This window comes from Enterobacter sp. UPMP2060, assembly GCF_053709655.1.
This window is the reverse complement of record NZ_JBSKJQ010000012.1, coordinates 76,999-102,624: the sequence shown is the minus strand read 5'-3', so window position 1 is coordinate 102,624 and position 25,626 is coordinate 76,999. Positions and strand designations below refer to the sequence as shown.

The 25,626-nt window shown below is 56.9% G+C and carries 21 protein-coding genes and 3 tRNA genes; 19 read left to right on the top strand and 5 right to left on the bottom strand.

What is annotated here, in order from left to right; translation table 11 throughout:
- Positions 1-18: 18 nt before the first annotated feature.
- Together asd and rsgA are read right to left on the bottom strand one after the other, a co-directional pair.
- Positions 19-987, bottom strand: coding sequence for an archaetidylserine decarboxylase (asd, locus tag ACWKXN_RS19270; RefSeq protein WP_033144458.1), 969 nt, complete (start codon positions 985-987; stop codon positions 19-21).
- A 97-nt stretch (positions 988-1,084) separates the two neighbouring features.
- The gene (gene rsgA, locus ACWKXN_RS19265; RefSeq protein ID WP_023334242.1) at positions 1,085-2,137 is read right to left on the bottom strand and encodes a small ribosomal subunit biogenesis GTPase RsgA; all 1,053 of its coding nucleotides are present in this window, start codon (positions 2,135-2,137) and stop codon (positions 1,085-1,087) included.
- Between the two features lie 107 nt (positions 2,138-2,244).
- Here rsgA and orn point away from each other — a divergent pair, with 107 nt between their 5' ends.
- From orn to ACWKXN_RS19245, 4 genes are all read left to right on the top strand, one after another.
- On the top strand, positions 2,245-2,790 hold the full coding sequence (gene orn, locus ACWKXN_RS19260; protein ID WP_023310130.1) for an oligoribonuclease: 546 nt from the start codon (positions 2,245-2,247) through the stop codon (positions 2,788-2,790).
- 196 nt (positions 2,791-2,986) lie between these two features.
- Positions 2,987-3,062: transfer RNA gene (locus ACWKXN_RS19255), tRNA-Gly, on the top strand.
- Between the two features lie 36 nt (positions 3,063-3,098).
- Positions 3,099-3,174 (top strand) — tRNA-Gly (locus tag ACWKXN_RS19250).
- Positions 3,175-3,210: 36 nt separating this feature from the next.
- Positions 3,211-3,286: transfer RNA gene (locus ACWKXN_RS19245), tRNA-Gly, on the top strand.
- A gap of 270 nt (positions 3,287-3,556) precedes the next feature.
- On the opposite strand, the gene queG is transcribed toward ACWKXN_RS19245, so the two are convergent.
- The gene (gene queG / locus ACWKXN_RS19240; RefSeq protein WP_047059459.1) at positions 3,557-4,696 is read right to left on the bottom strand and encodes a tRNA epoxyqueuosine(34) reductase QueG; all 1,140 of its coding nucleotides are present in this window, start codon (positions 4,694-4,696) and stop codon (positions 3,557-3,559) included.
- Between queG and nnr the strand changes: the two genes are divergently transcribed.
- The 14 genes from nnr (at position 4,695) to rlmB (ending at position 20,475) form a co-directional block, all read left to right on the top strand.
- Positions 4,695-6,218: a bifunctional ADP-dependent NAD(P)H-hydrate dehydratase/NAD(P)H-hydrate epimerase gene (gene nnr / locus ACWKXN_RS19235; protein WP_454544155.1), complete on the top strand. Its 1,524-nt coding sequence runs from the start codon at positions 4,695-4,697 to the stop codon at positions 6,216-6,218. The genes queG and nnr overlap by 2 nt on opposite strands.
- A complete protein-coding gene (gene tsaE, locus ACWKXN_RS19230) occupies positions 6,211-6,672 on the top strand; it encodes a tRNA (adenosine(37)-N6)-threonylcarbamoyltransferase complex ATPase subunit type 1 TsaE (protein ID WP_013095283.1) in 462 nt (153 codons plus the stop codon). Before nnr ends, tsaE begins: the two co-directional genes overlap by 8 nt.
- A 16-nt stretch (positions 6,673-6,688) precedes the next feature.
- Complete coding sequence (gene amiB, locus ACWKXN_RS19225; protein ID WP_033144462.1) at positions 6,689-8,029, top strand: N-acetylmuramoyl-L-alanine amidase AmiB; 1,341 nt, start codon at positions 6,689-6,691, stop codon at positions 8,027-8,029.
- Positions 8,030-8,038: 9 nt separating this feature from the next.
- Positions 8,039-9,883 carry a DNA mismatch repair endonuclease MutL gene (gene mutL / locus ACWKXN_RS19220; RefSeq protein ID WP_182072228.1) on the top strand — a complete coding sequence of 615 codons (1,845 nt, stop codon included), beginning with the start codon at positions 8,039-8,041 and terminating at the stop codon, positions 9,881-9,883.
- Positions 9,876-10,826 (top strand): tRNA (adenosine(37)-N6)-dimethylallyltransferase MiaA, encoded by a 951-nt coding sequence (gene miaA, locus ACWKXN_RS19215; protein ID WP_023310135.1) that lies wholly within the window; start codon positions 9,876-9,878, stop codon positions 10,824-10,826. The genes mutL and miaA overlap by 8 nt, the downstream gene beginning before the upstream one ends.
- Positions 10,827-10,911: 85 nt before the next feature.
- Positions 10,912-11,223, top strand: coding sequence for an RNA chaperone Hfq (hfq, locus tag ACWKXN_RS19210; protein WP_023334248.1), 312 nt, complete (start codon positions 10,912-10,914; stop codon positions 11,221-11,223).
- 74 nt (positions 11,224-11,297) lie between these two features.
- Positions 11,298-12,578 carry a ribosome rescue GTPase HflX gene (hflX, locus tag ACWKXN_RS19205; protein WP_023310136.1) on the top strand — a complete coding sequence of 427 codons (1,281 nt, stop codon included), beginning with the start codon at positions 11,298-11,300 and terminating at the stop codon, positions 12,576-12,578.
- A 56-nt stretch (positions 12,579-12,634) separates the two neighbouring features.
- Positions 12,635-13,894, top strand: coding sequence for an FtsH protease activity modulator HflK (hflK, locus tag ACWKXN_RS19200; RefSeq protein ID WP_094935126.1), 1,260 nt, complete (start codon positions 12,635-12,637; stop codon positions 13,892-13,894).
- A 2-nt stretch (positions 13,895-13,896) separates the two neighbouring features.
- Complete coding sequence (hflC, locus tag ACWKXN_RS19195) at positions 13,897-14,901, top strand: protease modulator HflC (RefSeq protein ID WP_023334250.1); 1,005 nt, start codon at positions 13,897-13,899, stop codon at positions 14,899-14,901.
- Positions 14,902-14,972: 71 nt separating this feature from the next.
- On the top strand, positions 14,973-15,170 hold the full coding sequence (locus ACWKXN_RS19190; RefSeq protein WP_003855996.1) for a DUF2065 domain-containing protein: 198 nt from the start codon (positions 14,973-14,975) through the stop codon (positions 15,168-15,170).
- A gap of 104 nt (positions 15,171-15,274) precedes the next feature.
- Positions 15,275-16,573 (top strand): adenylosuccinate synthase, encoded by a 1,299-nt coding sequence (locus ACWKXN_RS19185; protein WP_024907332.1) that lies wholly within the window; start codon positions 15,275-15,277, stop codon positions 16,571-16,573.
- Between the two features lie 192 nt (positions 16,574-16,765).
- Positions 16,766-17,191 (top strand): nitric oxide-sensing transcriptional repressor NsrR, encoded by a 426-nt coding sequence (nsrR, locus tag ACWKXN_RS19180; RefSeq protein ID WP_023310139.1) that lies wholly within the window; start codon positions 16,766-16,768, stop codon positions 17,189-17,191.
- A gap of 38 nt (positions 17,192-17,229) precedes the next feature.
- Positions 17,230-19,674 (top strand): ribonuclease R, encoded by a 2,445-nt coding sequence (gene rnr / locus ACWKXN_RS19175; RefSeq protein ID WP_032662419.1) that lies wholly within the window; start codon positions 17,230-17,232, stop codon positions 19,672-19,674.
- Positions 19,675-19,740: 66 nt separating this feature from the next.
- Complete coding sequence (gene rlmB, locus ACWKXN_RS19170) at positions 19,741-20,475, top strand: 23S rRNA (guanosine(2251)-2'-O)-methyltransferase RlmB (RefSeq protein WP_454544154.1); 735 nt, start codon at positions 19,741-19,743, stop codon at positions 20,473-20,475.
- Positions 20,476-20,565: 90 nt separating this feature from the next.
- Here rlmB and ACWKXN_RS19165 read toward each other — a convergent pair whose 3' ends face one another.
- Positions 20,566-21,840, bottom strand: coding sequence for an MFS transporter (locus ACWKXN_RS19165; RefSeq protein WP_033144467.1), 1,275 nt, complete (start codon positions 21,838-21,840; stop codon positions 20,566-20,568).
- Positions 21,841-22,032: 192 nt separating this feature from the next.
- Between ACWKXN_RS19165 and ACWKXN_RS19160 the strand changes: the two genes are divergently transcribed.
- On the top strand, positions 22,033-23,655 hold the full coding sequence (locus ACWKXN_RS19160; protein ID WP_454544153.1) for an isovaleryl-CoA dehydrogenase: 1,623 nt from the start codon (positions 22,033-22,035) through the stop codon (positions 23,653-23,655).
- Here ACWKXN_RS19160 and ACWKXN_RS19155 read toward each other — a convergent pair.
- Positions 23,652-25,583 (bottom strand): methyl-accepting chemotaxis protein, encoded by a 1,932-nt coding sequence (locus ACWKXN_RS19155; protein WP_454544152.1) that lies wholly within the window; start codon positions 25,581-25,583, stop codon positions 23,652-23,654. The genes ACWKXN_RS19160 and ACWKXN_RS19155 overlap by 4 nt on opposite strands.
- Between the last annotated feature and the right edge of the window lie 43 nt (positions 25,584-25,626).

Genomic DNA, 25,626 nt, shown 5'->3' with positions numbered 1-25,626 from the left:
TCAGCGATCCTTCTGTTGTTAGCCTTCGTCTTTTTTGTCGTCAACCAGCGGGCTGGCGTCGTGCTCGGCGTTGATCTCTTCCTGCGGTAGCGGCGCTGGTTCTGCATCCGGCGTAACGAAGGTTTCGGTAGAGACCGCCAGCGGCTGGCCCAGTTTGGTGACCGACAGGCTTTCGAGCTGTTCAGCCAGCTTCACTTTGCCCGGCGCAAACAGGTTGATTACGGTAGAGCCCAGCTTGAAGCGACCCATCTCCTGACCTTTCAGCAGGGCCACCGAGCCTTCCGCTTCACCGGCAGGCCAGGTCCAGCGTTTGATCACGCCTTCGCGCGGTGGGGTGATGGTGCCCGCCCAGACGGTTTCGATGCTGCCTACGATGGTCGCACCCACCAGAATCTGCGCCATAGGGCCAAATTCAGTATCGAACAGACAGATGACGCGCTCGTTGCGGGCAAACAGGTTCGGCACGTTCTGCGCGGTCAGGTGGTTTACGGAGAACAGGTCGCCCGGGACGTAAATCATTTCACGCAGGATACCGTTACACGGCATGTGCACGCGATGGTAGTCGCGCGGTGAAAGATAGGTGGTGGCAAAGGTACCGTTACGGAACAGATCCGCCATCAGGTAGTTACCCGCCAGCAGCGCTTCCAGACTGTAGTTATGGCCCTTCGCCTGCAGGATTTTGTCGTCTTCGATATTACCCAACTGGCTGATCACGCCGTCTGCCGGCATCACCAGGACGTTAGGGTCGGTGTTCAGCGGGCGCACTTCGTCACGCAGCGGGCGTACGAAGAACTCGTTGAAGGTGCGGTAGCTGGCGGTATCCGGCTTCTGCGCCTCTTTCATATCGACCTTGTAATATTTTACGAAAAGGTCGATGACCAGTTTGGTCAGCCAGCCCGCGCGTTTGCTTGCGCCCCAGCCCGCCAGGCGAGTGAGCCACAGTTTTGGCAGAATGTATTGAAGCGAAAGTTTAAATGCGTTTAACAAGGTAGCCTCCAGGCCATTGTTTTGTCGTTCCTGATCCGGCGTTAAGCCGCCGGAACCTGAAAAAAGGGGACGATTTTAGCGATGCTTAGCTTAGTTGTCAGTTATCAGAATCAGAAAAGTTTTTACGCGTTTTTACGTCTTCCATGCTCTCAAGAATGCGGTGGTAATTCTCGAAGCGGGTTTCCGCGATCTCACCTTTCTCAACCGCTTCACGAATAGCGCAGCCTGGGTCGTTATCGTGCTTACAGTCGCGGTATTTACAGGCGCCTAAATAATCATGGAATTCGACAAATCCGTTAAAGATTTGTTCCGGCTCAAGGTGCCACAAACCGAACTCACGCACCCCCGGGGAGTCGATCACGTCGCCGCCGTGCGGGAAATGATACAGACGCGAGGCGGTGGTGGTGTGCTGGCCCAGGCCAGAGACGTTGGACACATCGTTGGTCAGGATCTCTTGCTGGAGGCCGAGCAGGTTGTTCAGCAGGCTCGATTTACCTACGCCGGACTGGCCCGCAAAGATGCTGATGCGGTCGGTCAGCGCCTCTTCCAGCGGTTTAAGGCCATCTTTGGTGTGGCTGGAGACCATCAGCACGCGGTAACCAATCTTGCGGTAGATATCCATCTGCTCATTCACGAAGGCCATACCGTCGTCATCCAGCAGATCGATTTTGTTCAACACGATAATCGGTTCAACCTGCAGCGTTTCGCAGGCGACGAGATATCGGTCGATAATGTTGAGCGAAAGTTCGGGCAAAATCGCCGAAACAATGACGATCTGGTTAATGTTGGCGGCAATAGGTTTGACCCCGTCGTAGAAATCGGGACGGGTTAACACGGACGTGCGCTCATGAACCGCTTCAACGATACCTTTTACCGTAACGCCTTCCGCCGCCTCTTTACCCGGTCGCCAGACCACGCGATCGCCGGTAACCAGTGAACGGATGGTGCGACGGATATTGCAACGGTGAATATCCCCGTCGGCGGATTCGACATCGGCATGCATACCGAAACGGCTGATGACTACGCCTTCTGTCGCTTCACCAAACAGGTTGTCGTCATAATCCGGCTTCTCCGAAGTGGTTTTAAGACGGCGCTGGTGGTTGGCGTTTACGCGGCGCTGCTGCCCTTTGGAGAGTTTATTTTTACTCAATCGCGCTGGCTCCTGGTCGCCCGTAAGGGGCAAAACCTCTATGATACACTCTAATTAATACTAGTTAACCTGCTACTGCCGGTTATGCGAGAAGGGTGGAAAATAACATGAGCGCGGATGAAAACAACCTGATTTGGATCGATCTCGAAATGACCGGGCTGGATCCCGAGCGCGATCGCATCATTGAAATTGCAACGCTGGTGACGGACGCTAACCTGAATATCCTGGCTGAAGGGCCAACGATTGCGGTGCATCAGTCCGACGACCAGCTGGCTTTGATGGATGAATGGAACGTGCGCACCCACACCGGCAGTGGCCTGGTAGAGCGCGTGAAGGCGAGCACGTTCGGCGATCGCGAGGCGGAGCTGGCGACGCTTGAGTTCCTGAAACAGTGGGTTCCGGCAGGCAAATCGCCTATCTGTGGGAATAGCATCGGCCAGGATCGCCGTTTCCTGTTTAAGTACATGCCGGAGCTGGAGTCATATTTCCACTACCGCTATCTGGATGTCAGCACTCTGAAAGAGCTGGCGCGTCGCTGGAAGCCTGAAATCCTCGACGGCTTCAAAAAGCAGGGGACTCACCAGGCGATGGACGATATCCGTGAGTCTGTGGCGGAGCTTTCCTACTACCGCGAAAACTTTATTAAGCTGTGATTTTGCGATCCGGCGCCTTGCGTGGCCGGGTTTTTGTCGTTAAATTGTTCAGCTTGCCGATTAATTAAGCATTTGAACTTAATTTCGAAAAAATCGCTTTAAGGGGGGTTGCAGCTAAAAGGATTTCTCGTATAATGCGCCTCCCGTAACGACAGAGAATTACACGTTACGACAGCAACAAAAGCAGTGCAGATTTGCGGGAATAGCTCAGTTGGTAGAGCACGACCTTGCCAAGGTCGGGGTCGCGAGTTCGAGTCTCGTTTCCCGCTCCAAAATTTGAAAGTGCTTCCAAAGCACGGACCACCCAAGCGGGAATAGCTCAGTTGGTAGAGCACGACCTTGCCAAGGTCGGGGTCGCGAGTTCGAGTCTCGTTTCCCGCTCCAAAATTTGAAAGTGCTTCTAAAGCACGGACCACCCAAGCGGGAATAGCTCAGTTGGTAGAGCACGACCTTGCCAAGGTCGGGGTCGCGAGTTCGAGTCTCGTTTCCCGCTCCAAATTCTTCTTAATCTCTAAAATATCCACAGCGAAAAGAGTCGTTGGGGACGTTTTCTATTGTCTCTGAAATACTCTTGTGAACAGAGTTATCCACAGAAACTACGCTTAACCGTAACAGGCTTAAAACTTAGCAGGGTGAATAATATCTTTGTAACGCGCTGTATTTAGTAAATAAATTTTCATTTCAAAATGTTATTGAGATCACTTGACCTCTTCTCCAGCCCAGATGGCGCTTGAGTTTGTAATTTTATTCACAGGCTGTGAATAGTTCAGGCATCCCGCGTAAGCCCTTTTTCAATCACCCGCACCAGACGCTGTTTCTTCGGTAACTGCACCTCGATCGTGCAGGCATTACGCTTCTCTATTTGCTGCGCAATCGCCCATTCTATGTGTTCATCAAGAAGTGGGTGCTCACCTTTACGGCTTTCAAGCGCCCGAATATTCGCTTCATCCCACGGGGCATTACCCAGCGCGACGGCAACATTACGCAGCCAGCGCAGATGACCGATACGGCGAATGGCCGAACCTTCCGTCACTTTCAGGAACCAGGCTTCGGTCCAGGCGAATAACTCAATGAGCTGCGGCGCATGCAGCGCCTTACGCGGGCTGAAATCCTCTTCGTCCGTGAGCTGCGAATAGCGGTTCCACGGGCAGATCAGCTGGCAGTCGTCGCAGCCGTAGATGCGGTTGCCGATAAGCGGTCGAAATTCCTCTGGAATGGCTCCTTCCAGTTCGATAGTGAGGTAGGAGATGCAGCGGCGCGCATCAACGGTGTAAGGCTCGACGATGGCACCCGTCGGACAAATGGTCATGCAGGCCACGCAGCGTCCGCAGCCTTCCTCTACCGGGCCGTCTACCGGCAATGGTAAATCAATCAGCAGTTCACCCAGGAAGAAGAACGATCCGGCGTCGCGGCTGAGGATAAGTGAGTGCTTACCTGTCCAGCCAAGCCCGGCTTTTTCGGCGATCGGGCGCTCAAGAATAGGCGCAGAATCGACAAAGGGTCTAAAATTCAGCGAAACACAGTGCTGCTGAATAGTTTCCCCGAGTTTTTTTAAACGGTTACGCAAGAGCTTATGGTAATCACGTCCCAGGGCGTACCGGCTGACGTAACCCAGAGCGGGATTTTTTAGCGTGCGCGCAAAGGCCGCGTTGGCGGGCAGATAATTCATGCGCACGCTGATGACGCGTAACGTGCCCGGCAAAAGCTCGTGAGGGCGGGCGCGCATCATGCCATGACGCGCCATCCACTCCATTTCGCCGTGGTATTGTTTGTCCAGCCAGGCCTGCAGTTTTGGCTCGCTGGCGGAAAGGTCGGTATCGGTAATGCCCACCTTCTGGAAGCCAAGCTCAGCACCCCACTGTTTTATTTTTTGCGCTAATTCATTGAGATCGAGGGGCTGTGACATGACGGACCATACGGTGAAGAAAAACCCCGCAAGTATACCACATTCCATCTGGCATGCGGATGACCTCCGGCGCGCCGAAAAAGAGGCCGCAGACAGCCTCGGGATTACCCTTTATGAACTGATGCTGCGCGCGGGGGAGGCGGCGTTTAACGTTGCCCGCAGCGCGTACCCTCAGGCCGCCCACTGGATGATTCTGTGCGGTCACGGCAATAACGGCGGCGACGGCTACGTCGTCGCCCGTCTCGCGGTTGCGGCAGGTATCCGCGTGACGTTGCTGGCCCTGGAGAGTGATAAACCGCTGCCTGAAGAGGCCAGCGCGGCGCGGGAGGCGTGGCTTAACGCAGGCGGCGTGATTCATGCGCCTGATATCGTCTGGCCGGAAGAGGTGGATCTGATTGTTGACGGTCTGCTGGGTACCGGGCTACGCAGTGCGCCTCGCGAGAACATTGCCGCCCTTATTGAACACGCTAACAGACATTCCGCGCCGGTAGTTGCCCTGGATATTCCCTCTGGCCTGATTGCACAAACCGGCGCGACGCCGGGGGCGGTCATTCAGGCTGCACATACGGTAACCTTCATCGCCCTCAAGCCGGGGCTACTGACCGGTAAAGCACGAGACGTTGTTGGCGTGCTGCACCACCATGCGCTGGGGCTGGAGAGCTGGCTGTCCGGGCAGGAAACGCACCTCGCGCGTTTTGATGCTTCGCAGCTTGCGGCGTGGCTCCCGCCGCGCCGGCAGACGTCCCATAAGGGCGATCACGGCAGGCTGGTGATTATTGGCGGCGACCATGGTACGGCAGGTGCAATTCGCATGACCGGCGAAGCGGCTCTGCGCAGCGGTGCCGGATTAGTGCGAGTACTCACTCGCATTGAGAATTTAGCGCCGATCGTTACGGCCCGACCGGAGCTGATGGTCCATGAGCTTACGCCTCAGTCGCTTGAAGAAAGCCTGGAATGGGCGGATGTGGTGGTGATCGGCCCCGGGCTCGGGCAGCAGGCATGGGGCAAACAGGCCCTGCAAAAGGTCGAGAATTTTCGTAAACCGATGCTGTGGGATGCCGACGCGCTTAACCTTCTGGCAATAAACCCCGATAAGCGTCACAATCGCATTCTGACGCCACACCCCGGCGAAGCCGCGCGCCTGCTTAACTGCAGCGTGGCAGAAATTGAAAGCGATCGCTTACTTTCTGCTCAGCGTCTGGTAAAACGTTACGGAGGTGTTGCTGTTTTGAAAGGGGCAGGAACCGTTGTTGCCAGTGACGAGACGCAGGGCATTATTGATGCCGGAAATGCGGGCATGGCAAGCGGTGGCATGGGCGATGTGCTTTCCGGCATCATTGGCGCATTGCTTGGACAGAAACTTCCCCTTTATGATGCAGCCTGCGCGGGCTGCGTGGCCCACGGTGTCGCGGCGGATAAACTGGCCGCGCGTTACGGTACACGCGGCATGCTGGCCACCGATCTTTTTTGCACGCTGCGGCGTGTTGTTAACCCGGATGTGATTGACGTAGAAAATGACTAATCGAGCGATTCCTTTACCTGATGAACAAGCCACTTTAGAACTCGGCAAGCGCGTGGCGCAGGCCTGTCAGGGGGCAACCGTCATTTATCTGTATGGTGATTTAGGTGCGGGTAAAACCACCTTCAGCCGGGGTTTTTTGCAGGCGTTAGGGCATAACGGGAATGTGAAAAGCCCAACCTACACGCTGGTAGAACCGTACACCCTTGAAAATCTCATGGTGTATCACTTCGATTTATACCGCCTTGCGGATCCTGAGGAGCTGGAATTTATGGGGATCCGTGATTATTTTGCCAACGACGCCATTTGCCTGGTGGAGTGGCCGCAACAAGGTGCGGGTGTGCTGCCTGACCCGGATGTCGAAATTCACTTAGATTACCAGGCACAAGGGCGTGAGGCGCGCATCAGTGCTGTTTCCTCATCAGGCAGTTCCTTACTGGCGCGACTGGCCGGTTAAGCGTAGGGATGACGGGATGATAAATCGCGTTAAAGGTTGGTTGTTGGCTGCCACCGTGCTGCTGTGCGCGCAGGCCGGGGCGGCAAACCTCTCAGATATTCAGGTATCAAACGGCGAAAGCCAGGCCCGGATCACGTTCAGTTTTATGGGCGATCCTGAATATGCGTTCTCACAGCCAGACAGCCACAGCGTGGCGCTGGATATCAAACAAACAGGCGTGATCCAGGGGCTACCGCTGCGGTTCAGCGGCAACAACCTGGTAAAAAGTATCCGTTCGGGAACGCCGCAGGATAGCCAGTCGTTACGCCTGGTGGTTGATCTGACCGAAAAGGGCAAAACGAAGGCGGTGAAGCAGCAAAACGGGGCGAACTATACGGTGGTGTTTACCATCAATGCCGACGCGCCGCCACCGCCTCCACCGCCGCCGGTCGTAGCGAAGCGCGTGGAAGAACCGGTGTATACGCCGCGTCCTTCTGAACCTGCGCGTAATCCGTTTAAATCGCAGAACGATCGCATTACTGCGGCAACCAGCAGCAATACGGTGACGCGTCCGGCGGCCAGCGCGCGACGCGCGACGGTCAGCGGTGACAAAGTGATTATCGCCATTGATGCGGGCCACGGCGGGGAAGACCCGGGGGCGATTGGCCCTGGCGGCACGCGAGAGAAAAACGTCACTATCGCTATCGCGCGGAAACTGCGTTCGCTGCTCAATGACGACCCCATGTTTAAAGGCGTGTTGACCCGCGACGGGGACTACTTTATCTCCGTAATGGGACGCTCGGACGTGGCGCGTAAGCAAAACGCGAACTTCCTGGTCTCTATTCATGCGGACGCCGCACCGAATCGTAGCGCCACCGGCGCCTCGGTTTGGGTGCTGTCGAACCGTCGCGCTAACAGCGAAATGGCCAACTGGCTGGAAGAGCATGAGAAACAGTCTGAACTGTTAGGCGGCGCGGGCGACGTGCTGGCGAACAGCCAGTCCGATCCGTACCTCAGCCAGGCGGTGCTGGATTTACAGTTCGGTCATTCGCAGCGCGTCGGGTATGATGTCGCCACTAACGTATTGAACCAGCTGCAAAGCGTTGGCGTGCTGCATAAGCGCCGTCCGGAACATGCCAGCCTCGGTGTTCTGCGCTCCCCGGATATTCCGTCCATCCTTGTAGAGACGGGCTTTATCAGTAACAACGGTGAAGAGCGTCTGTTAGGAAGCGACAGTTACCAGCAGCAAATTGCCGAAGCGATTTATAACGGTTTACGTAAATATTTTGAGGCGCATCCTCTGCAGTCTGCGCCGCAGAGCGGCTCAGCACAGACGGCCAGCGCAGCGCTGCCGGGTGAGATGACCGCGACCAACTAAGGAGCATTCATGCCGATTCAGGTTCTACCGCCGCAGCTCGCGAACCAAATCGCCGCCGGTGAGGTGGTGGAACGCCCTGCGTCGGTGGTGAAGGAGCTGGTGGAAAACAGCCTCGATGCGGGCGCAACCCGCATCGATATTGATATCGAACGCGGTGGCGCGAAGCTTATCCGCATTCGCGACAACGGCTGCGGCATTAAAAAAGAGGAGCTGGCGCTGGCGCTGGCTCGTCACGCCACCAGTAAAATCGCCTCTCTGGACGATCTGGAAGCGATTATTAGCCTCGGTTTTCGCGGCGAAGCGCTGGCCAGTATTAGCTCCGTTTCGCGCTTAACGCTGACCTCCCGTACCGCTGAACAGCAGGAAGCCTGGCAGGCTTACGCCGAAGGGCGCGATATGGATGTGACGGTCAAACCCGCGGCGCACCCTGTCGGCACGACGCTGGAAGTCCTGGATCTGTTCTACAACACCCCCGCCCGACGCAAGTTTATGCGTACCGAGAAGACCGAGTTCGGCCATATCGACGAGATCATTCGCCGTATTGCGCTCGCCCGATTCGATGTCGCCATCAACCTCAGCCATAACGGTAAGGTGATGCGCCAGTACCGCGCGGTGGCGGAAGGTGGACAGAAAGAGCGTCGCCTGGGCGCTATCTGCGGGACGCCGTTTCTGGAACAGGCTCTGGCCATTGAGTGGCAGCACGGCGATCTGGCTTTACGCGGCTGGGTTGCCGATCCAAACGCGAGCAGTGCTGCGTTCTCTGAAATTCAGTATTGCTACGTGAACGGGCGCATGATGCGCGATCGTCTCATCAATCACGCGATTCGCCAGGCCTGCGAAGACAAACTCGGGGCCGATCAGCAGCCAGCTTTCGTCCTTTATCTGGAAATCGACCCCCATCAGGTGGATGTAAACGTTCATCCTGCCAAGCATGAGGTGCGTTTCCACCAGTCGCGTCTGGTTCACGACTTCATTTATCAGGGCGTGGCCGCCGTGTTGCAGCAGCAGGCAGCGCCAACGCTGCCGCTGGAGAACGACGCCCCTGCGCCGCGTCCGCTGCCTGAAAACCGTGTAGCGGCAGGGCGCAACCATTTTGCTGAGCCTGCCGTCGCGCGTGAACCGGAAGCTCCGCGTTTCTCCCAGGCCGGGAGCGCACCGCGTCCAACGGGCGCGAACTACCCGAATGCCCAGCCGGGCTATCAGAAGCAGCAGGGAGCGTTGTACCGCAAGCTGCTGGAAACGCCCGCCGTGGAGCGTAAAGAGCACATTCCGCCAGCTCAGCCTTCTCTGGACGGCCATAGCCAAAGTTTTGGCCGGGTGCTGACAATTATCGCGCCCGATATGGCGCTGCTTGAGCGTGACGGCAAACTGATGCTTCTGGCCCTGCCGGTCGCCGAACGCTGGCTCAAGCAGGTGCAGCTTACGCCAGGCGAAAATGCAGCCTGCGCGCAGCCGTTATTAATTCCGGTTCGCCTGAAAATATCCCCTGATGAAACGAGGGTATTGCAGCGCGCAGAGCCGCAGCTGGCGCAAATGGGTATTGAAACTGTGCTCGAACCACAACATGTGACAATTCGTGCAGTGCCTTTACCCTTACGCCAACAAAATTTACAAAACTTGATTCCTGAACTGATAGGCTACCTGGCGCAGCAAACGTCGTTTGATGCCGCCAACACCGCGCAGTGGATCGCCCGCCATCTGGCAAGCGAACACGCGCCGTGGAGTATGGCGCAGGCCATTAGCGTGCTGGCGGAGGTAGAACGCCTCTGTCCGCATCTGGTGAAAACGCCGCCGGGTGGGTTATTACAACCTGTTGATTTACAAACGGCGATGAACGCCCTGAAACATGATTGACGCAAGTAAGGCGAGCCTGCCTAAGGCAATTTTTTTAATGGGCCCAACGGCCTCCGGCAAAACGGCGCTAGCCATTGAGTTGCGTAAAGTTTTGCCTGTAGAGTTGATTAGCGTCGACTCCGCCCTCATCTACCGGGGGATGGACATCGGCACGGCGAAGCCTGACGCAGAAGAGTTGCGTGCGGCACCGCACCGTTTGCTCGATATTCTCGACCCGGCTCAGGCGTACTCCGCAGCGGATTTCCGCCGGGATGCCTTAGCCGAGATGGCCGAGATAACGGCGGCGGGACGTATACCGCTGTTGGTTGGCGGAACCATGCTCTATTTCAAGGCGTTGCTGGAGGGGTTGTCACCTCTGCCATCCGCGGATCCGGAAATAAGAGCGAAAATTGAGCAGCAGGCGGCAGAGCAGGGTTGGGACGTTTTGCATCAGCAACTGGCGGAGATTGACCCGGTTGCTGCAGCACGGATCCATCCAAATGATCCGCAAAGGCTTTCCCGGGCACTGGAAGTTTTTTTCATTTCGGGTAAAACTTTAACGGAACTGACGCAAACGTCAGGAGACGCTCTGCCGTATCAGGTGCATCAGTTCGCCATCGCCCCGGCGAGCCGTGAACTGCTCCATCAGCGAATTGAGCAGCGTTTTCATCAGATGTTAGCTTCAGATTTTGAAGCAGAAGTGCGGGCGCTATTTGCCCGTGGAGATTTGCATACGGACATGCCTTCCATTCGTTGTGTGGGATATCGCCAGATGTGGTCGTATCTTGAAGGTGAGATTTCATACGATGAAATGGTTTATAGAGGTGTTTGCGCCACGAGACAGTTAGCGAAGCGCCAGATCACCTGGTTGCGCGGTTGGGAGGGTGTTCACTGGTTAGACAGTGAAAAACCGCAACAGGCGTTAAACGAAGTGATTGAGGTTGTTGGTGATATCGCTCACTGAATGTGTACAATTGAGACGTATCGTGCGCAATTTTTCAGAATCGCAAGGTTCTAAGTACAAAACAAGCATATAAGGAAAAGATAGAATGGCTAAGGGGCAATCTTTACAAGATCCGTTCCTGAACGCATTGCGTCGGGAACGTGTTCCAGTTTCTATTTATTTGGTGAATGGTATTAAGCTGCAAGGTCAGATTGAGTCTTTCGATCAGTTTGTGATTCTGTTGAAAAACACGGTCAGTCAGATGGTCTACAAGCACGCTATTTCTACTGTTGTTCCGTCCCGTCCGGTATCTCATCACAGCAATAACGCTGGCGGCGGCACTGGTAGTAACTACCATCATGGCAGCAGCGCGCAGGGTTCTTCAACGCCGGCGCAGGACAGCGACGAGACCGAATAAGGTTTCGCACTGTTATCCACACGGGGAGCCAGGGATCCTGCGTTCCCCGCTGATCTTTTTAGAGAGGTTTACGCTTGTTTGACCGTTATGATGCCGGTGAGCAGGCGGTGCTGGTACACATCTATTTTTCGCAAGACAAAGATATGGAAGACCTCCAGGAGTTTGAATCTCTGGTCTCTTCCGCCGGTGTCGAAGCAATGCAGGTGATTACCGGTAGCCGTAAAGCGCCGCACCCAAAGTATTTTGTTGGTGAAGGTAAAGCAGTCGAAATTGCGGATGCCGTAAAAGCAACCGGCGCGTCAGTCGTGTTGTTTGATCATGCGCTGTCTCCAGCCCAGGAGCGCAACCTGGAAGCCCTTTGCGAATGCCGTGTTATCGATCGCACGGGTTTGATTTTAGATATTTTTGCTCAGCGTGCACGTACCCACGAAGGGAAACTGCAGGTTGAGCTGGCGCAGCTGCGCCATCTGGCAACGCGTCTGGTGCGTGGCTGGACACACCTTGAAAGACAAAAAGGCGGGATTGGTTTGCGCGGCCCGGGTGAAACCCAGCTCGAAACCGACCGTCGTTTGCTGCGTGGCCGAATTACCCAGATCCTTTCACGTCTGGAACGTGTAGAGAAACAGCGTGAACAGGGGCGTCGGGCGCGAACCAAAGCCGACATCCCGACGGTGTCGCTGGTGGGCTATACCAACGCCGGTAAATCCACCCTGTTTAACCAGATAACCGAGGCCCAGGTGTATGCCGCAGACCAGCTGTTTGCGACCCTGGACCCTACGCTGCGCCGTATTGACGTCGCAGACGTCGGTGAAACGGTGCTGGCGGATACCGTAGGGTTTATCCGCCACCTGCCGCATGACCTGGTGGCGGCGTTTAAAGCCACCCTGCAGGAGACGCGACAGGCGACTCTGCTGCTGCACGTGATTGATGCGGCAGACGTGCGCGTGCAGGAGAACATCGACGCGGTGAACGTGGTGCTCGAAGAGATCGACGCCCACGAGATCCCCACGCTGTTGGTCATGAATAAGATCGATATGCTGGACGATTTCGAACCGCGTATCGACAGAGATGAAGAAAACAAACCGATTCGGGTCTGGCTTTCTGCCCAGACCGGTATTGGTGTGCCACTGCTTTTCCAGGCTTTGACAGAACGTCTTTCCGGTGAGGTAGCTCAGCACACGCTGCGACTGCCGCCACAGGAAGGCAGGCTGCGCAGCCGGTTTTATCAGCTTCAGGCGATAGAAAAAGAGTGGATGGAGGATGACGGCAGCGTGGGGATGCAGGTGCGTATGCCGATCGTTGACTGGCGTCGCCTCTGTAAACAAGAACCTGCGCTGGTCGACTATATCGTCTGATCAGAAAGGGGATGCCTGAATAATTCGCCCTTGCATAACAAATATGGAGCATATACATGGCGTGGAATCAGCCCGGTAATAACGGACAAGACCGCGACCCGTGGGGAAGCAGCAAACCTGGCGGCAACTCTGAGGGAAATGGCAACAAAGGTGGTCGCGAGCAGGGGCCGCCGGATCTGGATGATATCTTCCGCAAACTGAGCAAGAAGCTTGGTGGCCTTGGCGGAGGAAAAGGTTCTGGCTCGGGTGGCAATTCCACTCAGAGTTCGCGCCCGCCAATGGGTGGCCGCGTAGTGGGCATCGTGGCCGCTGCGGTAGTCATCATCTGGGCAGCCAGCGGGTTCTACACCATTAAAGAAGCAGAACGCGGCGTAGTCACCCGTTTCGGTAAGTTCAGCCATCTGGTTGAGCCGGGTCTGAACTGGAAGCCGACCTTCATTGACGATGTGACCGCGGTAAACGTGGAATCTGTCCGTGAACTGGCCGCCTCTGGCGTGATGCTGACCTCTGACGAAAACGTGGTGCGCGTTGAGATGAACGTGCAGTACCGCGTGACCGATCCTGAGCGTTATCTGTTTAGCGTGACCAGCGCCGATGACAGCCTGCGTCAGGCGACCGACAGCGCCCTGCGCGGTGTGATCGGTAAATACACCATGGACCGTATCCTGACCGAAGGTCGTACCGTTATTCGTAGCGATACCCAGCGCGAGCTGGAAGAGACCATTCGTCCGTACAACATGGGTATCACCCTGCTGGACGTCAACTTCCAGGCTGCGCGTCCGCCGGAAGAGGTGAAAGCCGCATTTGACGATGCGATTGCTGCCCGTGAAAACGAACAGCAGTACATCCGTGAAGCAGAAGCGTACACCAACGAAGTTCAGCCACGCGCTAACGGTCAGGCGCAGCGTATTCTGGAAGAAGCGCGCGCGTATAAGACGCAGACCATCCTGGAAGCTCAGGGTGAAGTGGCTCGCTTTGCGAAGATCCTGCCGGAATATAAAGCGGCACCGGAAATTACCCGTGAGCGTCTCTATATCGAGACCATGGAAAAAGTGCTGAGCCATACCCGCAAAGTGTTGGTTAACGACAACAAAGGCGGAAACCTGATGGTTCTGCCGCTGGATCAGATGCTGAAAGGCAGTTCTGCGCCAGCAGCGAAAGGCGACACCAGCGGCGCGAATAACCTGCTGCGTCTGCCGCCAGCCTCATCAGGCAGCGCCAGCACGAACACAACGCCTTCTTCGAACGATGGTGACATTATGGACCAACGCCGTGCTAACGCGCAGCGTAACGACTACCAGCGTCAGGGGGAATAAGGATGCGTAAGTCAGTTATTGCGATCATCGTCATCGTACTGGTCGCGCTTTATACCTCGATCTTTGTGGTGAAAGAAGGCGAGCGTGGGATTAAGTTCCAGTTCAGCAGCGTCGTGCGTGACGGCGACAAACGCCCGGTGATTTACGAGCCGGGTCTGCACTTCAAGGTGCCGTTTATTCAGTCCGTGAAAACGCTTGATGCGCGTATCCAGACCATGGATAACCAGGCCGACCGTTTCGTGACCAAAGAGAAGAAAGACCTGATCGTTGATTCCTATATCAAATGGCGCATCAGCGATTTCAGCCGTTACTTCCTGGCAACGGGCGGCGGTGACGTTTCTCAGGCAGAAGTGCTGCTGAAACGTAAGTTCTCTGACCGCCTGCGTTCCGAGATTGGTCGTCTGGATGTGAAAGACATCGTGACCGACTCCCGTGGTCGTCTGACCCTGGAAGTTCGCGATGCGCTGAACTCCGGTACAGCGGGCACTGAAGATGAAGTTTCAACGCCGGCAGCAGATGATGCGATTGCCAAAGCGGCTGAACGCGTTCAGGCGGAGACCAACGGTAAAGTGCCGGTGATCAACCCGAACAGTATGGCTGCGCTGGGTATCGAAGTGGTTGACGTGCGTATCAAGCAGATCAACCTGCCAGTAGAAGTGTCCGAGGCGATTTACAACCGTATGCGCGCCGAGCGTGAAGCGGTAGCCCGTCGTCACCGTTCACAGGGCCAGGAAGAGGCTGAGAAGCTGCGTGCTGCAGCGGACTACGAAGTCACCAAGACGCTGGCGGAATCTGAGCGCCAGGGCCGTATCCTGCGCGGTGAAGGCGATGCCGAAGCGGCGAAGCTGTTCGCGGATGCCTTCAGCCAGGATCCTGACTTCTACGCCTTTATCCGTAGCCTGCGCGCTTACGAGAATAGCTTCCAGAGCAACCAGGATGTGATGGTGCTCAGCCCGGACAGCGATTTCTTCCGTTATATGAAGACGCCGACTAACGCAACGCGATAAACTCAGGCCCGTTTGAGTATTCAAACCACCGCTCCCAACGGAGCGGTGGTTTTCTTTTATAAGGAATAAAAATGAATTCAACGATCTGGCTCGCACTGGCTTTGGTCCTTGTGCTGGAAGGTCTTGGACCGATGCTTTATCCGCGTGCCTGGCGCCGAATGATCGCCACGATGAGTCAGCTGCCGGATAATATTTTGCGTCGTTTTGGCGGCGGTCTTGTGGTTGCGGGCATCGTGATCTACTACATGTTGAGGAAAACGATTGGCTGATCAAAAAGTAGGCGCAATCGGCGTATTTTGAGGTCAAAAAGTGCTGTATATCTGAAAAAGCGATGGTAGAATCCATTTTTAAGCAAACGGTGATTTTGAAAAAAATGGGTAACAACGTCGTCGTACTGGGCACCCAATGGGGTGACGAAGGTAAAGGGAAGATTGTTGATCTTCTGACTGAACGGGCTAAATATGTTGTACGCTACCAGGGCGGTCACAACGCAGGCCATACTCTCGTAATCAACGGTGAAAAAACCGTCCTCCATCTTATTCCATCAGGCATTCTTCGTGATAACGTCACCAGCATCATCGGTAACGGCGTTGTGCTGTCTCCTGCTGCGCTGATGAAAGAGATGAAAGGTCTGGAAGACCGTGGTATCCCTGTTCGTGAGCGTCTGCTGCTCTCCGAAGCCTGCCCGCTGATCCTGGATTATCACGTGGCGCTGGACGTAGCGCGTGAGAAAGCGCGCGGCGCGAAAGCGATCGGCACCACCGGTCGTGGTATCGGTCCGGCTTACGAAGATAAAGTTGCACGTCGCGGTCTGCGCGTGGGCGACCTCTTCGACAAAGCAACCTTCGCTGAAAAACTGAAAGAAGTGATGGAATATCACAACTTCCAGCTGGTGAACTTCTACAAAGCTGACGCTGTTGACTACCAGAAAGTGCTGGATGACGTCATGGCGATCGCTGACATTCTGACCGGTATGGTTGTTGATGTGTCCGATCTGCTGGACCAGGCGCGCAAGCGTGGCGATTTCGTCATGTTCGAAGGTGCGCAGGGTACGCTGCTGGACATCGACCACGGTACCTATCCGTACGTAACGTCCTCTAACACCACAGCAGGTGGCGTGGCGACCGGCTCTGGCCTGGGTCCACGCTATGTGGATTACGTACTGGGCATCATCAAAGCGTACTCCACTCGCGTGGGTGCGGGTCCATTCCCGACCGAGCTGTTTGATGAAACCGGCGAGTTCCTGTGCAAGCAGGGTAACGAGTTTGGCGCGACCACCGGTCGTCGTCGTCGTACCGGCTGGCTGGATGCGGTTGCAGTGCGTCGTGCAGTGCAGATCAACTCCCTGTCTGGCTTCTGCCTGACCAAGCTGGACGTACTGGACGGCCTGAAAGAAGTGAAAATCTGCGTAGGCTACCGTATGCCAGATGGCCGCGAAGTGACCACTACTCCGCTGGCTGCTGACGACTGGGAAGGCATTGAGCCAATCTACGAAACCATGCCGGGCTGGTCTGAGACCACTTTCGGTGTGAAAGAGCGTAGCGGCCTGCCGCAGGCGGCGCTGGATTACATCAAGCGTATTGAAGAACTGACCGAAGTGCCGATCGATATTATTTCTACCGGCCCGGATCGTACTGAAACGATGATCCTGCGCGACCCGTTCGACGCATAATCTTCGTGAATGCTGGCCTGCGGGGAGACCCGTAGGCCGGATAAGCGTAGCGCCATCCGGCGACCGCTCCTGGATCTCCGCTTTTTCGCCCCGTCTGTCAAATAAATTAGCCGCTCACTATCTGGCTGGTTTATCATCATTAATGAATATCTCTGCGGTTTAACCGCGTTTTCCCTTTTTCCTGAGGTTGATGTGCAGTTAACAAGTTTCACCGATTACGGCTTACGTGCGCTGATTTACATGGCGTCGTTACCCGATGGGAAGATGACCAGTATCTCTGAAGTGACAGAGGTCTACGGCGTATCCCGTAATCATATGGTCAAAATAATCAATCAACTTAGTCGTGCCGGATACGTTGCTGCCGTCCGCGGGAAGAATGGTGGGATCCGTCTCGGTAAACCGGCACAGAGTATTCGTGTTGGCGATGTGGTACGTGAACTGGAGCCGCTGTCTCTGGTGAACTGCAGCAGCGAGTTCTGCCACATCACGCCCGCTTGCCGCCTGAAAAAGGCGCTTTCAAAGGCCGTGCAAAGTTTTCTCATGGAACTGGATAACTACACGCTGGCCGATTTGGTTGAAGAGAATCAACCGCTTTATAAATTATTGCTGGTGGAATGAAGAAAATTTCCACCGGAGCTGACAACGGAGGAACCGACATGTCACATGATCCTTTCCAGGAACGCGAAGCCGAAAAATACGCGAATCCTATTCCCAGCCGCGAGTTCATCATTGAACACTTAACAAAACGCGAAAAACCCGCCAATCGTGAAGAACTTGCCGTTGAATTAAACATTGAAGGTGAAGAGCAAATTGAAGCCCTTCGCCGCCGCCTGCGCGCGATGGAGCGTGACGGGCAGCTGGTCTTTACCCGCCGCCAGTGCTACGCGCTGCCAGAACGCCTCGATCTGCTGAAAGGGACCGTCATTGGTCACCGCGATGGCTTCGGCTTCCTGCGCGTGGAAGGCCGTAAGGACGATCTGTACCTCTCATCTGAACAGATGAAAATGTGCATCCACGGCGACCAGATCCTGGCGCAGCCGCTGGGCGCTGACCGTAAAGGCCGCCGCGAAGCGCGCGTGGTACGCGTTCTGGTGCCAAAAACCAGCCAGATCGTCGGCCGCTACTTTACCGACGCGGGCGTGGGCTTCGTGGTGCCGGACGACAGCCGTCTGAGCTTCGACATTCTGATCCCACCTGAAGAGGTGATGGGCGCCCGCATGGGCTTTGTGGTGGTGGTTGAACTCACCCAGCGCCCAACCCGTCGCACCAAAGCGGTAGGTAAAATCGTCGAAGTGCTTGGCGATAATATGGGCACCACGATGGCCGTTGATATGGCATTGCGCACCCATGAAATTCCGTACATCTGGCCGAAAGCGGTTGAAGAGCAGATCGAAAGCCTGCGCGAAGAAGTGCCGGAAGAATCTAAGGTGGGCCGCGTGGATCTGCGCGATCTGCCGCTGGTCACTATCGACGGTGAAGACGCCCGCGACTTTGATGACGCCGTATACTGTGAGAAAAAACGCGGTGGTGGCTGGCGTCTGTGGGTTGCTATCGCTGACGTAAGCTATTACGTCCGTCCGCACACCCCGCTGGATAACGAAGCCCGCAGCCGCGGTACCTCGGTCTACTTCCCGTCCCAGGTCGTGCCGATGCTGCCGGAAGTGCTGTCTAACGGCCTGTGCTCCCTGAACCCGCAGGTTGACCGCCTCTGTATGGTTTGCGAGATGACCATCTCCACCAAAGGGCGCTTAACCGGCTACAAGTTCTACGAAGCGGTGATGAGCTCGCACGCGCGTCTGACCTATACCAAGGTCTGGCATATGCTGCAGGGCGACCAGGATCTGCGCGAGCAGTACGCGCCGCTGGTCAAACACATCGAAGAGCTGCATAACCTCTACAAAACGCTGGATCAGGCGCGGGAGGAGCGCGGCGGGATCTCATTTGAGAGTGAAGAAGCGAAATTCATCTTCAACGCCGAACGCCGCATTGAGCGTATCGAGCAGACCCAGCGTAACGACGCGCACAAGCTGATCGAAGAGTGTATGATTCTGGCGAACATCTCGGCGGCACGATTCGTCGAAAAAGCCAAAGAGCCTGCGCTTTTCCGTATTCACGATAAGCCGACCACGGAAGCCATTACGTCGTTCCGCTCCGTGCTGGCTGAACTGGGTCTGGAACTGCCCGGGGGCAACAAGCCAGAGCCGCGCGATTACGCTGAGCTGCTGGAGTCTATTGGCGACCGTCCTGACGCAGAAATGCTGCAGACGATGCTGTTACGCTCTATGAAGCAGGCGATTTACGATCCGGAAAACCGCGGACACTTTGGCCTGGCGCTGCAGTCTTACGCCCACTTTACGTCGCCGATCCGTCGTTATCCTGACCTCTCTCTGCACCGTGCGATCAAGTATCTGCTGGCGCAGGAGCAGGGCCATAAAGGGAACACCACCGAAACCGGTGGCTACCACTATTCGATGGAAGAGATGCTGCAGCTGGGTCAGCATTGCTCCATGGCCGAACGTCGTGCCGATGAAGCAACACGCGACGTGGCGGACTGGCTGAAGTGTGACTTTATGCTCGATCAGGTCGGTAACGTCTTTAAAGGCGTGATTGCCAGCGTGACCGGCTTTGGTTTCTTCGTTCGTCTGGACGAGCTGTTCATCGACGGTCTGGTGCACGTCTCCAGCCTGGATAACGACTACTACCGCTTCGACCAGGTCGGCCAGCGCCTGATTGGTGAATCTGGCGGCCAGACCTACCGTCTGGGCGACCGTGTGGAAGTGAAGGTCGAAGCCGTGAATATGGACGACCGTAAGATCGACTTCAGCCTGATCTCCAGCGAGCGCGCGCCGCGTAACGTCGGTAAAACCGAGCGTGAAAGGGCGAAAAAAACCGGTAACGGTAAACCGGGCGGCGGTAAACGTCGTCAGGCGGGCAAGAAGGTAAACTTCGAGCCGGACAGCGCGTTCCGCGGCGAGAAGAAACAGAAGCCGAAGGCGGCGAAGAAAGAAGCCCGTTCAGCGAAAAAACCTTCCGCGAAAACGCAGAAAATCGCTGCCGCCACCAAAGCGAAGCGCGCGGCCAAGAAAAAGCAGGCGGAGTAAATTCTCCCCTCACCCTGACCCTCTCCCCAGCGGGGGGAGGGGAAATACTTATTACGAGAACCATCAATGAGTGAAATGATTTACGGCATCCACGCGGTGCAGGCCCTTCTCGAGCGCGCACCGGAGCGTTTTCAGGAAGTGTTTATTCTGAAAGGGCGTGAAGATAAGCGTCTGATGCCGCTGATCCACGCGCTGGAAGCGCAGGGCGTGGTGATTCAGCTGGCGAATCGCCAGTTCCTGGATGAGAAAAGCGAAGGCGCGGTCCACCAGGGGATCATTGCCCGCGTGAAGCCGGGTCGTCAGTATCAGGAAAACGATCTGCCGGATCTGATTGCCGAGCTGGATAACCCGTTCTTCCTGATCCTCGACGGCGTTACCGATCCGCACAACCTCGGCGCGTGCCTGCGCAGCGCCGATGCTGCGGGCGTGCATGCGGTGATCGTGCCGAAAGATCGCTCCGCGCAGCTGAACGCGACGGCGAAGAAGGTGGCCTGCGGCGCGGCGGAAAACGTTCCGCTGATCCGCGTGACTAACCTGGCGCGCACTATGCGTCTGCTGCAGGAAGAGAACATCTGGATCGTCGGTACCGCTGGTGAAGCGGATCATACTCTGTACCAGAGCAAAATGACCGGCAGTCTGGCGCTGGTGATGGGTGCGGAAGGCGAAGGCATGCGTCGTCTCACCCGCGAGCACTGCGACGAGCTGATCAGCATACCGATGGCGGGCAGCGTGTCGTCCCTGAACGTTTCCGTTGCGACGGGCATCTGCCTGTTTGAAGCGGTGCGTCAGCGCGGAGAATAAACAGCAAGGCCGTCCACAGGACGGCCTTTTGTGTTTTCTCCCTCTCCCCGTTGGAGAGGGGCTGGGTGAGGGCACCAGACGGTGACAACCTCACTCCTCCAGTGACCGCAAATGGTCGTCCTTCCTCAGCGTCATCAGCGCGAAAATACTCACTACCGCCGTGGCCATCACGTAATACGCCGGAATATCCAGGTTGCCCGTCTGCTTAATCAGCCCGGTAATGATTAACCCTGCGCATCCCGAGAAGATCGCGTTCGACAACGAGTAGGCCAGCCCCAGCCCCGTATAGCGCACGCGCGTCGGGAACATCTCAGACAGCATCGCCGGGCCCGGACCCGCCAGCATGCCCACCAGACCGCCCGCAATCAGCACCACAACAGCCTTCACCGCCAGCGTACTCGACTCCGCCTGCAGGATTTTCAGCAGCGGCAGGGCGAGGATCAGCAGCAGCGCGGTGGCGAGAATCATCACCGTGCGGCGTCCGATCCGGTCGCTCAGGATCCCCGACGGAATGATGGTCAGCGCAAAACCAATATTCGAAATCACCGCTATCAACAGCGCCTGGTTGAACCCGGTGTGCAGCGCCGACTGAAGATAGGTCGGCATAATCACCAGGTAGGTATACCCCGCCGCAGACCAGACCATGACGCGCCCGATTCCCATCACGATGGCCCGGAGCGTGGCGGCAGTATCCGCCTGAGCGACAGCCGGTTTATCCTGCTGCTGCACAAAGCTCGGTGTCTCTTCCATACTGACGCGAAGCCACAGCGCCACAACGCCCATGGGCAGCGCCAGGAAGAACGGAATGCGCCAGCCCCAGTCGTGCAGGGCTTCAGGCGTGAGAAGGGTGGAGAGCAGCGCCACGATGCCTGCGCCCGCCAGCAGCCCCAGCGCCACGGTAAAGGACTGCCACGCGCCATAGAGCCCACGCTTGCCGCGCGGGGCGAACTCCGTCATCAGCGAGACCGCGCCGCCGTACTCGCCGCCCGCGAACAGCCCCTGCAGGATGCGCAGCAGCGTAATAATCAGCGGCGCGGCAATCCCGATGCTGGCGTAGACCGGCACAACGCCGATGGCGGCGGTAGCGAGCGTCATCAGCACCAGCACGATAATTAGCGTCGGCTTACGGCCAATCCGGTCGCCGATGCGGCCAAACACCACCGCACCCAGCGGGCGGAAGAAGAAGGCGATGGCAAACGAGGCGTAGGTGAGGATCAGGCTGGTCAGCCCCGCCTCTCCTTCAAGCTGGAAGAAGTTTTTCGCAATGACGGTCGCCAGAAAACCGTAGACCGCAAACTCATACCACTCGATAAAGTTACCAATGGAGCCTGCAATTAATGCTCGCTTGTGCGCGTCCGGTTGCATAACGATCCTCACTTAAGGTGTAAGAATAAATTATTCAACAAAAGCGGAGTCATGAAATAGTTTATTCTTATGTTCTGTGAGCTATTTCACGAATGATATCAGCGGGATCGTGAACGTGTGACTCCCCTCCCATGCAGCGTGCGCGCGGTCTGTCCATACTTATCGTCATTGCCACTGAAGGAGGGAGACAGCATGCACTGGCAGACCCATACCGTTTTCAATCAACCTGCACCGCTTTCCAACAGCAACCTTTTCCTCTCGGACTGCGCCCTGCGCGATGCGGTCGCGCGTGAAGGGGCCGAGTGGGATATTGAGCTGCTCGCCAGCATCGGACAGCAGTTAGGCACCGCGGAGTCGCTGGAGCTGGGCCGGCTGGCAAACGTTAATCCTCCGGAGTTACTACGCTATGACGCCACCGGAGAGCGGCTGGACGACGTGCGTTTTCATCCGGCATGGCACTTGCTGATGCAGGGGCTTTGCGCCAACCGCGTGCATAACCTGGCGTGGGAAGAGGAGGCGCGTAAAGGGTCGTTTGTCGCTCGGGCCGCACGCTTTGTGCTTCATGCTCAGGTGGAGGCGGGCACGCTTTGCCCGGTCACCATGACGTTCGCCGCCACGCCGCTGCTGCAGCAGGCGCTCCCCAAAGTATTTCACGACTGGCTGACGCCGCTGCTCAGCGATCGCTACGATCCGCACCTTGCCCCCGGTGCGCAAAAGCGCGGCCTGCTGATCGGCATGGGGATGACGGAAAAGCAGGGCGGCTCGGACGTGCTCAGCAACACCACCAAAGCGGAAAAATGCAGCGACGGCAGCTACAGGCTTGTGGGGCATAAATGGTTTTTCTCCGTCCCGCAAAGCGATGCGCATCTGGTGCTGGCCCAGGCGAAGGGCGGGCTATCCTGCTTTTTTGTGCCGCGCTTTTTGCCTGACGGACAGCGCAACGCCGTCCGGCTGGAGCGCCTCAAGGACAAGCTAGGGAACCGATCCAATGCCAGCAGCGAGGCGGAGTTTCTTGATGCCTCCGGCTGGCTGCTGGGGGAAGAGGGCGAAGGGGTACGGCAGATCCTCAAAATGGGCAGTCTGACGCGATTTGACTGCGCGCTGGGCAGCCACGGACTGATGCGTCGGGCGCTCTCGGTGGCGCTGTACCATGCCCACCAGCGTCAGACCTTCGGCAAAAACCTCATCGATCAGCCTTTAATGCGGGAAGCATTAAGCCGAATGGCGCTGGTGCTGGAGGGGCACACGGCGCTGCTGTTCCGCCTGGCCCGGGCGTGGGACAAGCGTGCCGATCCGCAGGAGGCCGCCTGGGCGCGGCTGTTTACCCCGGCCGCGAAATTTAGCGTCTGTAAAGCAGGCATCCCGTTTGTGGCTGAGGCGATGGAGGTGCTGGGTGGGAATGGATATTGCGAAGAGAGCGAACTTCCCCGCCTGTACCGCGAGATGCCGGTGAACAGCATCTGGGAAGGGTCAGGAAATATCATGTGCCTGGACGTGCTGCGCGTGCTGGCGAAGCAGCCGGGTATTCACGACCTGCTTGCCGACGAGTTTGCGCAGGTGAAAGGGCAGGACAGACACTTCGACCGCAGCTGGCGACAGCTTCAGCAAAAACTGCGTAAACCGCAGGAGGCGCAGGGGCGGGAGATCGCGCAGCAGCTTTTCTTGCTGGGTGCCGGAAGCCAGATGCTGCGGCACGCATCGCCCCCGGTGGCGCAGGCGTGGTGCAGCATGATGCTGGACACCCGTGGCGGCACGCTGATGAGCGAGCAGGTACAAAGCGACCTGCTGCTGCGTGCGACGGGCAGAGTTGGCTAGCCTTTTAGCTGGAACAGGCTCACCAGCTGAGTCAGGTGTGAACCCTTCTCGCGCAGCGTTTGAGCGGTTTGCTCGCTGCGTGAGATGCGGTCGGCATTGATATGCGACGCTTCGCCAATATGGGTCATGGCGAGGTTCACCTGGCCGATCCCGGCGGACTGCTCGCGTGAGGCATGGTTAATCTCCGTGACCAGCTGGCTGATGTTATCGATATGAATGATGATGTCGTCCATCGCCAGGCGCGTCCGTTCAGACAGCGCATGACCCTCACTCACTTTTCTGAGCGTATCGCCAATCAGCTGCTCAATCTCCTTCACCGCGTTAGCGCTGCGTCCCGCCAGCGCGCGAACCTCCTGCGCGACTACCGCAAACCCTTTTCCGTGCTCGCCTGCGCGGGCCGCTTCCACTGCCGCGTTCAGCGCCAGAATATTGGTCTGGAAAGCGATGGATTCGATCACGCGCGTGATGTCTTCGATGCGTTTTGACGCTTCGCGAATGTCGTCCATGGTCGACACCGCGTGGGTGACCGTCTCACCGCCCTGATGGACCGCGAGCGAGGTTTCACCCACCAGCTGCTGCGTTTGCTCCATGTTGGCGGCATTTTGCTGCACGGTGGCGGCCAGCTGCTCCATGCTGGCGGACGTCTCCTCCACGCTGCTGGCCTGCTTGTTGATCTGCTCTGAAATCTCGCCAGTGTCGGCGGCCAGCGCGTTGGTGCCCAAATGGATCTCGCCTGCAGCCTCACGGACCTGCAGGACAATTTTTTGCAGGCCGCCGCCGATGCCGTTGATGGCATCGATCAGCTGGCCGACTTCGTCCTGAAGCGTCACGGGCAGGGTGGAACGGAGATCCCCTGCGGCATATTGACGGGCAAGATGGATCACGTTGCGCAGCGGTCGGGTCAGCACGCGGCGAATAATGACCACGAACAGGCCAGCAAAAAGGATGGACAAGACTACGCCGGCCAGCAGGAAGCGATCGCGCATGGCGGTAACGCTTGAGAGCAGCACCGATTTATCCACTTCGCCCACGATAGTCCAGTTCCAGCCCGGCAGCGGGGTATAGGCCATTTTCAGCGTCCGGCCGTCGTCGCTTGTACGCTCCAGCGTGCCGGGTTTGTCACTCAGAAGCTGTTGCTGCGTCGCGCCGTCCCATTTCGGCAGTTTTCCCTCTTCGCTGGCGTGGAACAGGTATTGCCCGCGCGTTTTGCCGTTGCTGCGATCCAGCACGAAGAAGTGACCGCTCTCGCCCAGGCGGCGGTTGAGGATTTTCTCGCGCATGACGTTCCAGGAGTGGGTGATGTCCACCCCGACAAAGACGATCGCAATGACCTGCCCTTCGGCGTTTTTAACGGGCTGGTACTGGGTGATGTAGCGTTTGCCGAAAAGCAGCGCCAGGCCGCGGTAGACTTCACCTTTGTTGACGGCTGCAAAGGCCGGGCTGGCGTTATCCAGAACGGTACCCATTGCCCGATCGCCATTCTCTTTGCGCAGGGAAGTGGCTACGCGCACAAAGTCGTTACCGCTGCGTACAAACAGCGTCGAAATGGCTCCCGTACGGTTCAGGAACTCGTCCGAAAGGGTGTTATTTTCATGCAGCCCGGTGTCTCCGCCTTTCAGAAGCGGAACGCTAAGTCCGTTAATCGTCTGGGGTTGGGAAGTATCAATGTTCAGGGGCTGCGGTAAAAAGGTGGTAAACAGACGGGTATAGCTCTCAACCTCTTCACTCAGGCTGGTATTGAACATCTGCACCATGTCGACCATGCCGGTGGACTGATTATGCAGATCTTCGACCGCAAGGGCTTCAAGCTGCTGGCTGGCTTTTTGGCTGAGCAGAAAAGTGAATAGCAGAAACAGCGTGGCGACACTGACGCCAGTCAGCAGCGAGAGTTTCGACCCCAGGCCCGCACGGCGGAAAAAGTTGATCATAAATTGCTCATCATTGAAAAGTTATGGTTCTTCAACGGCAGAG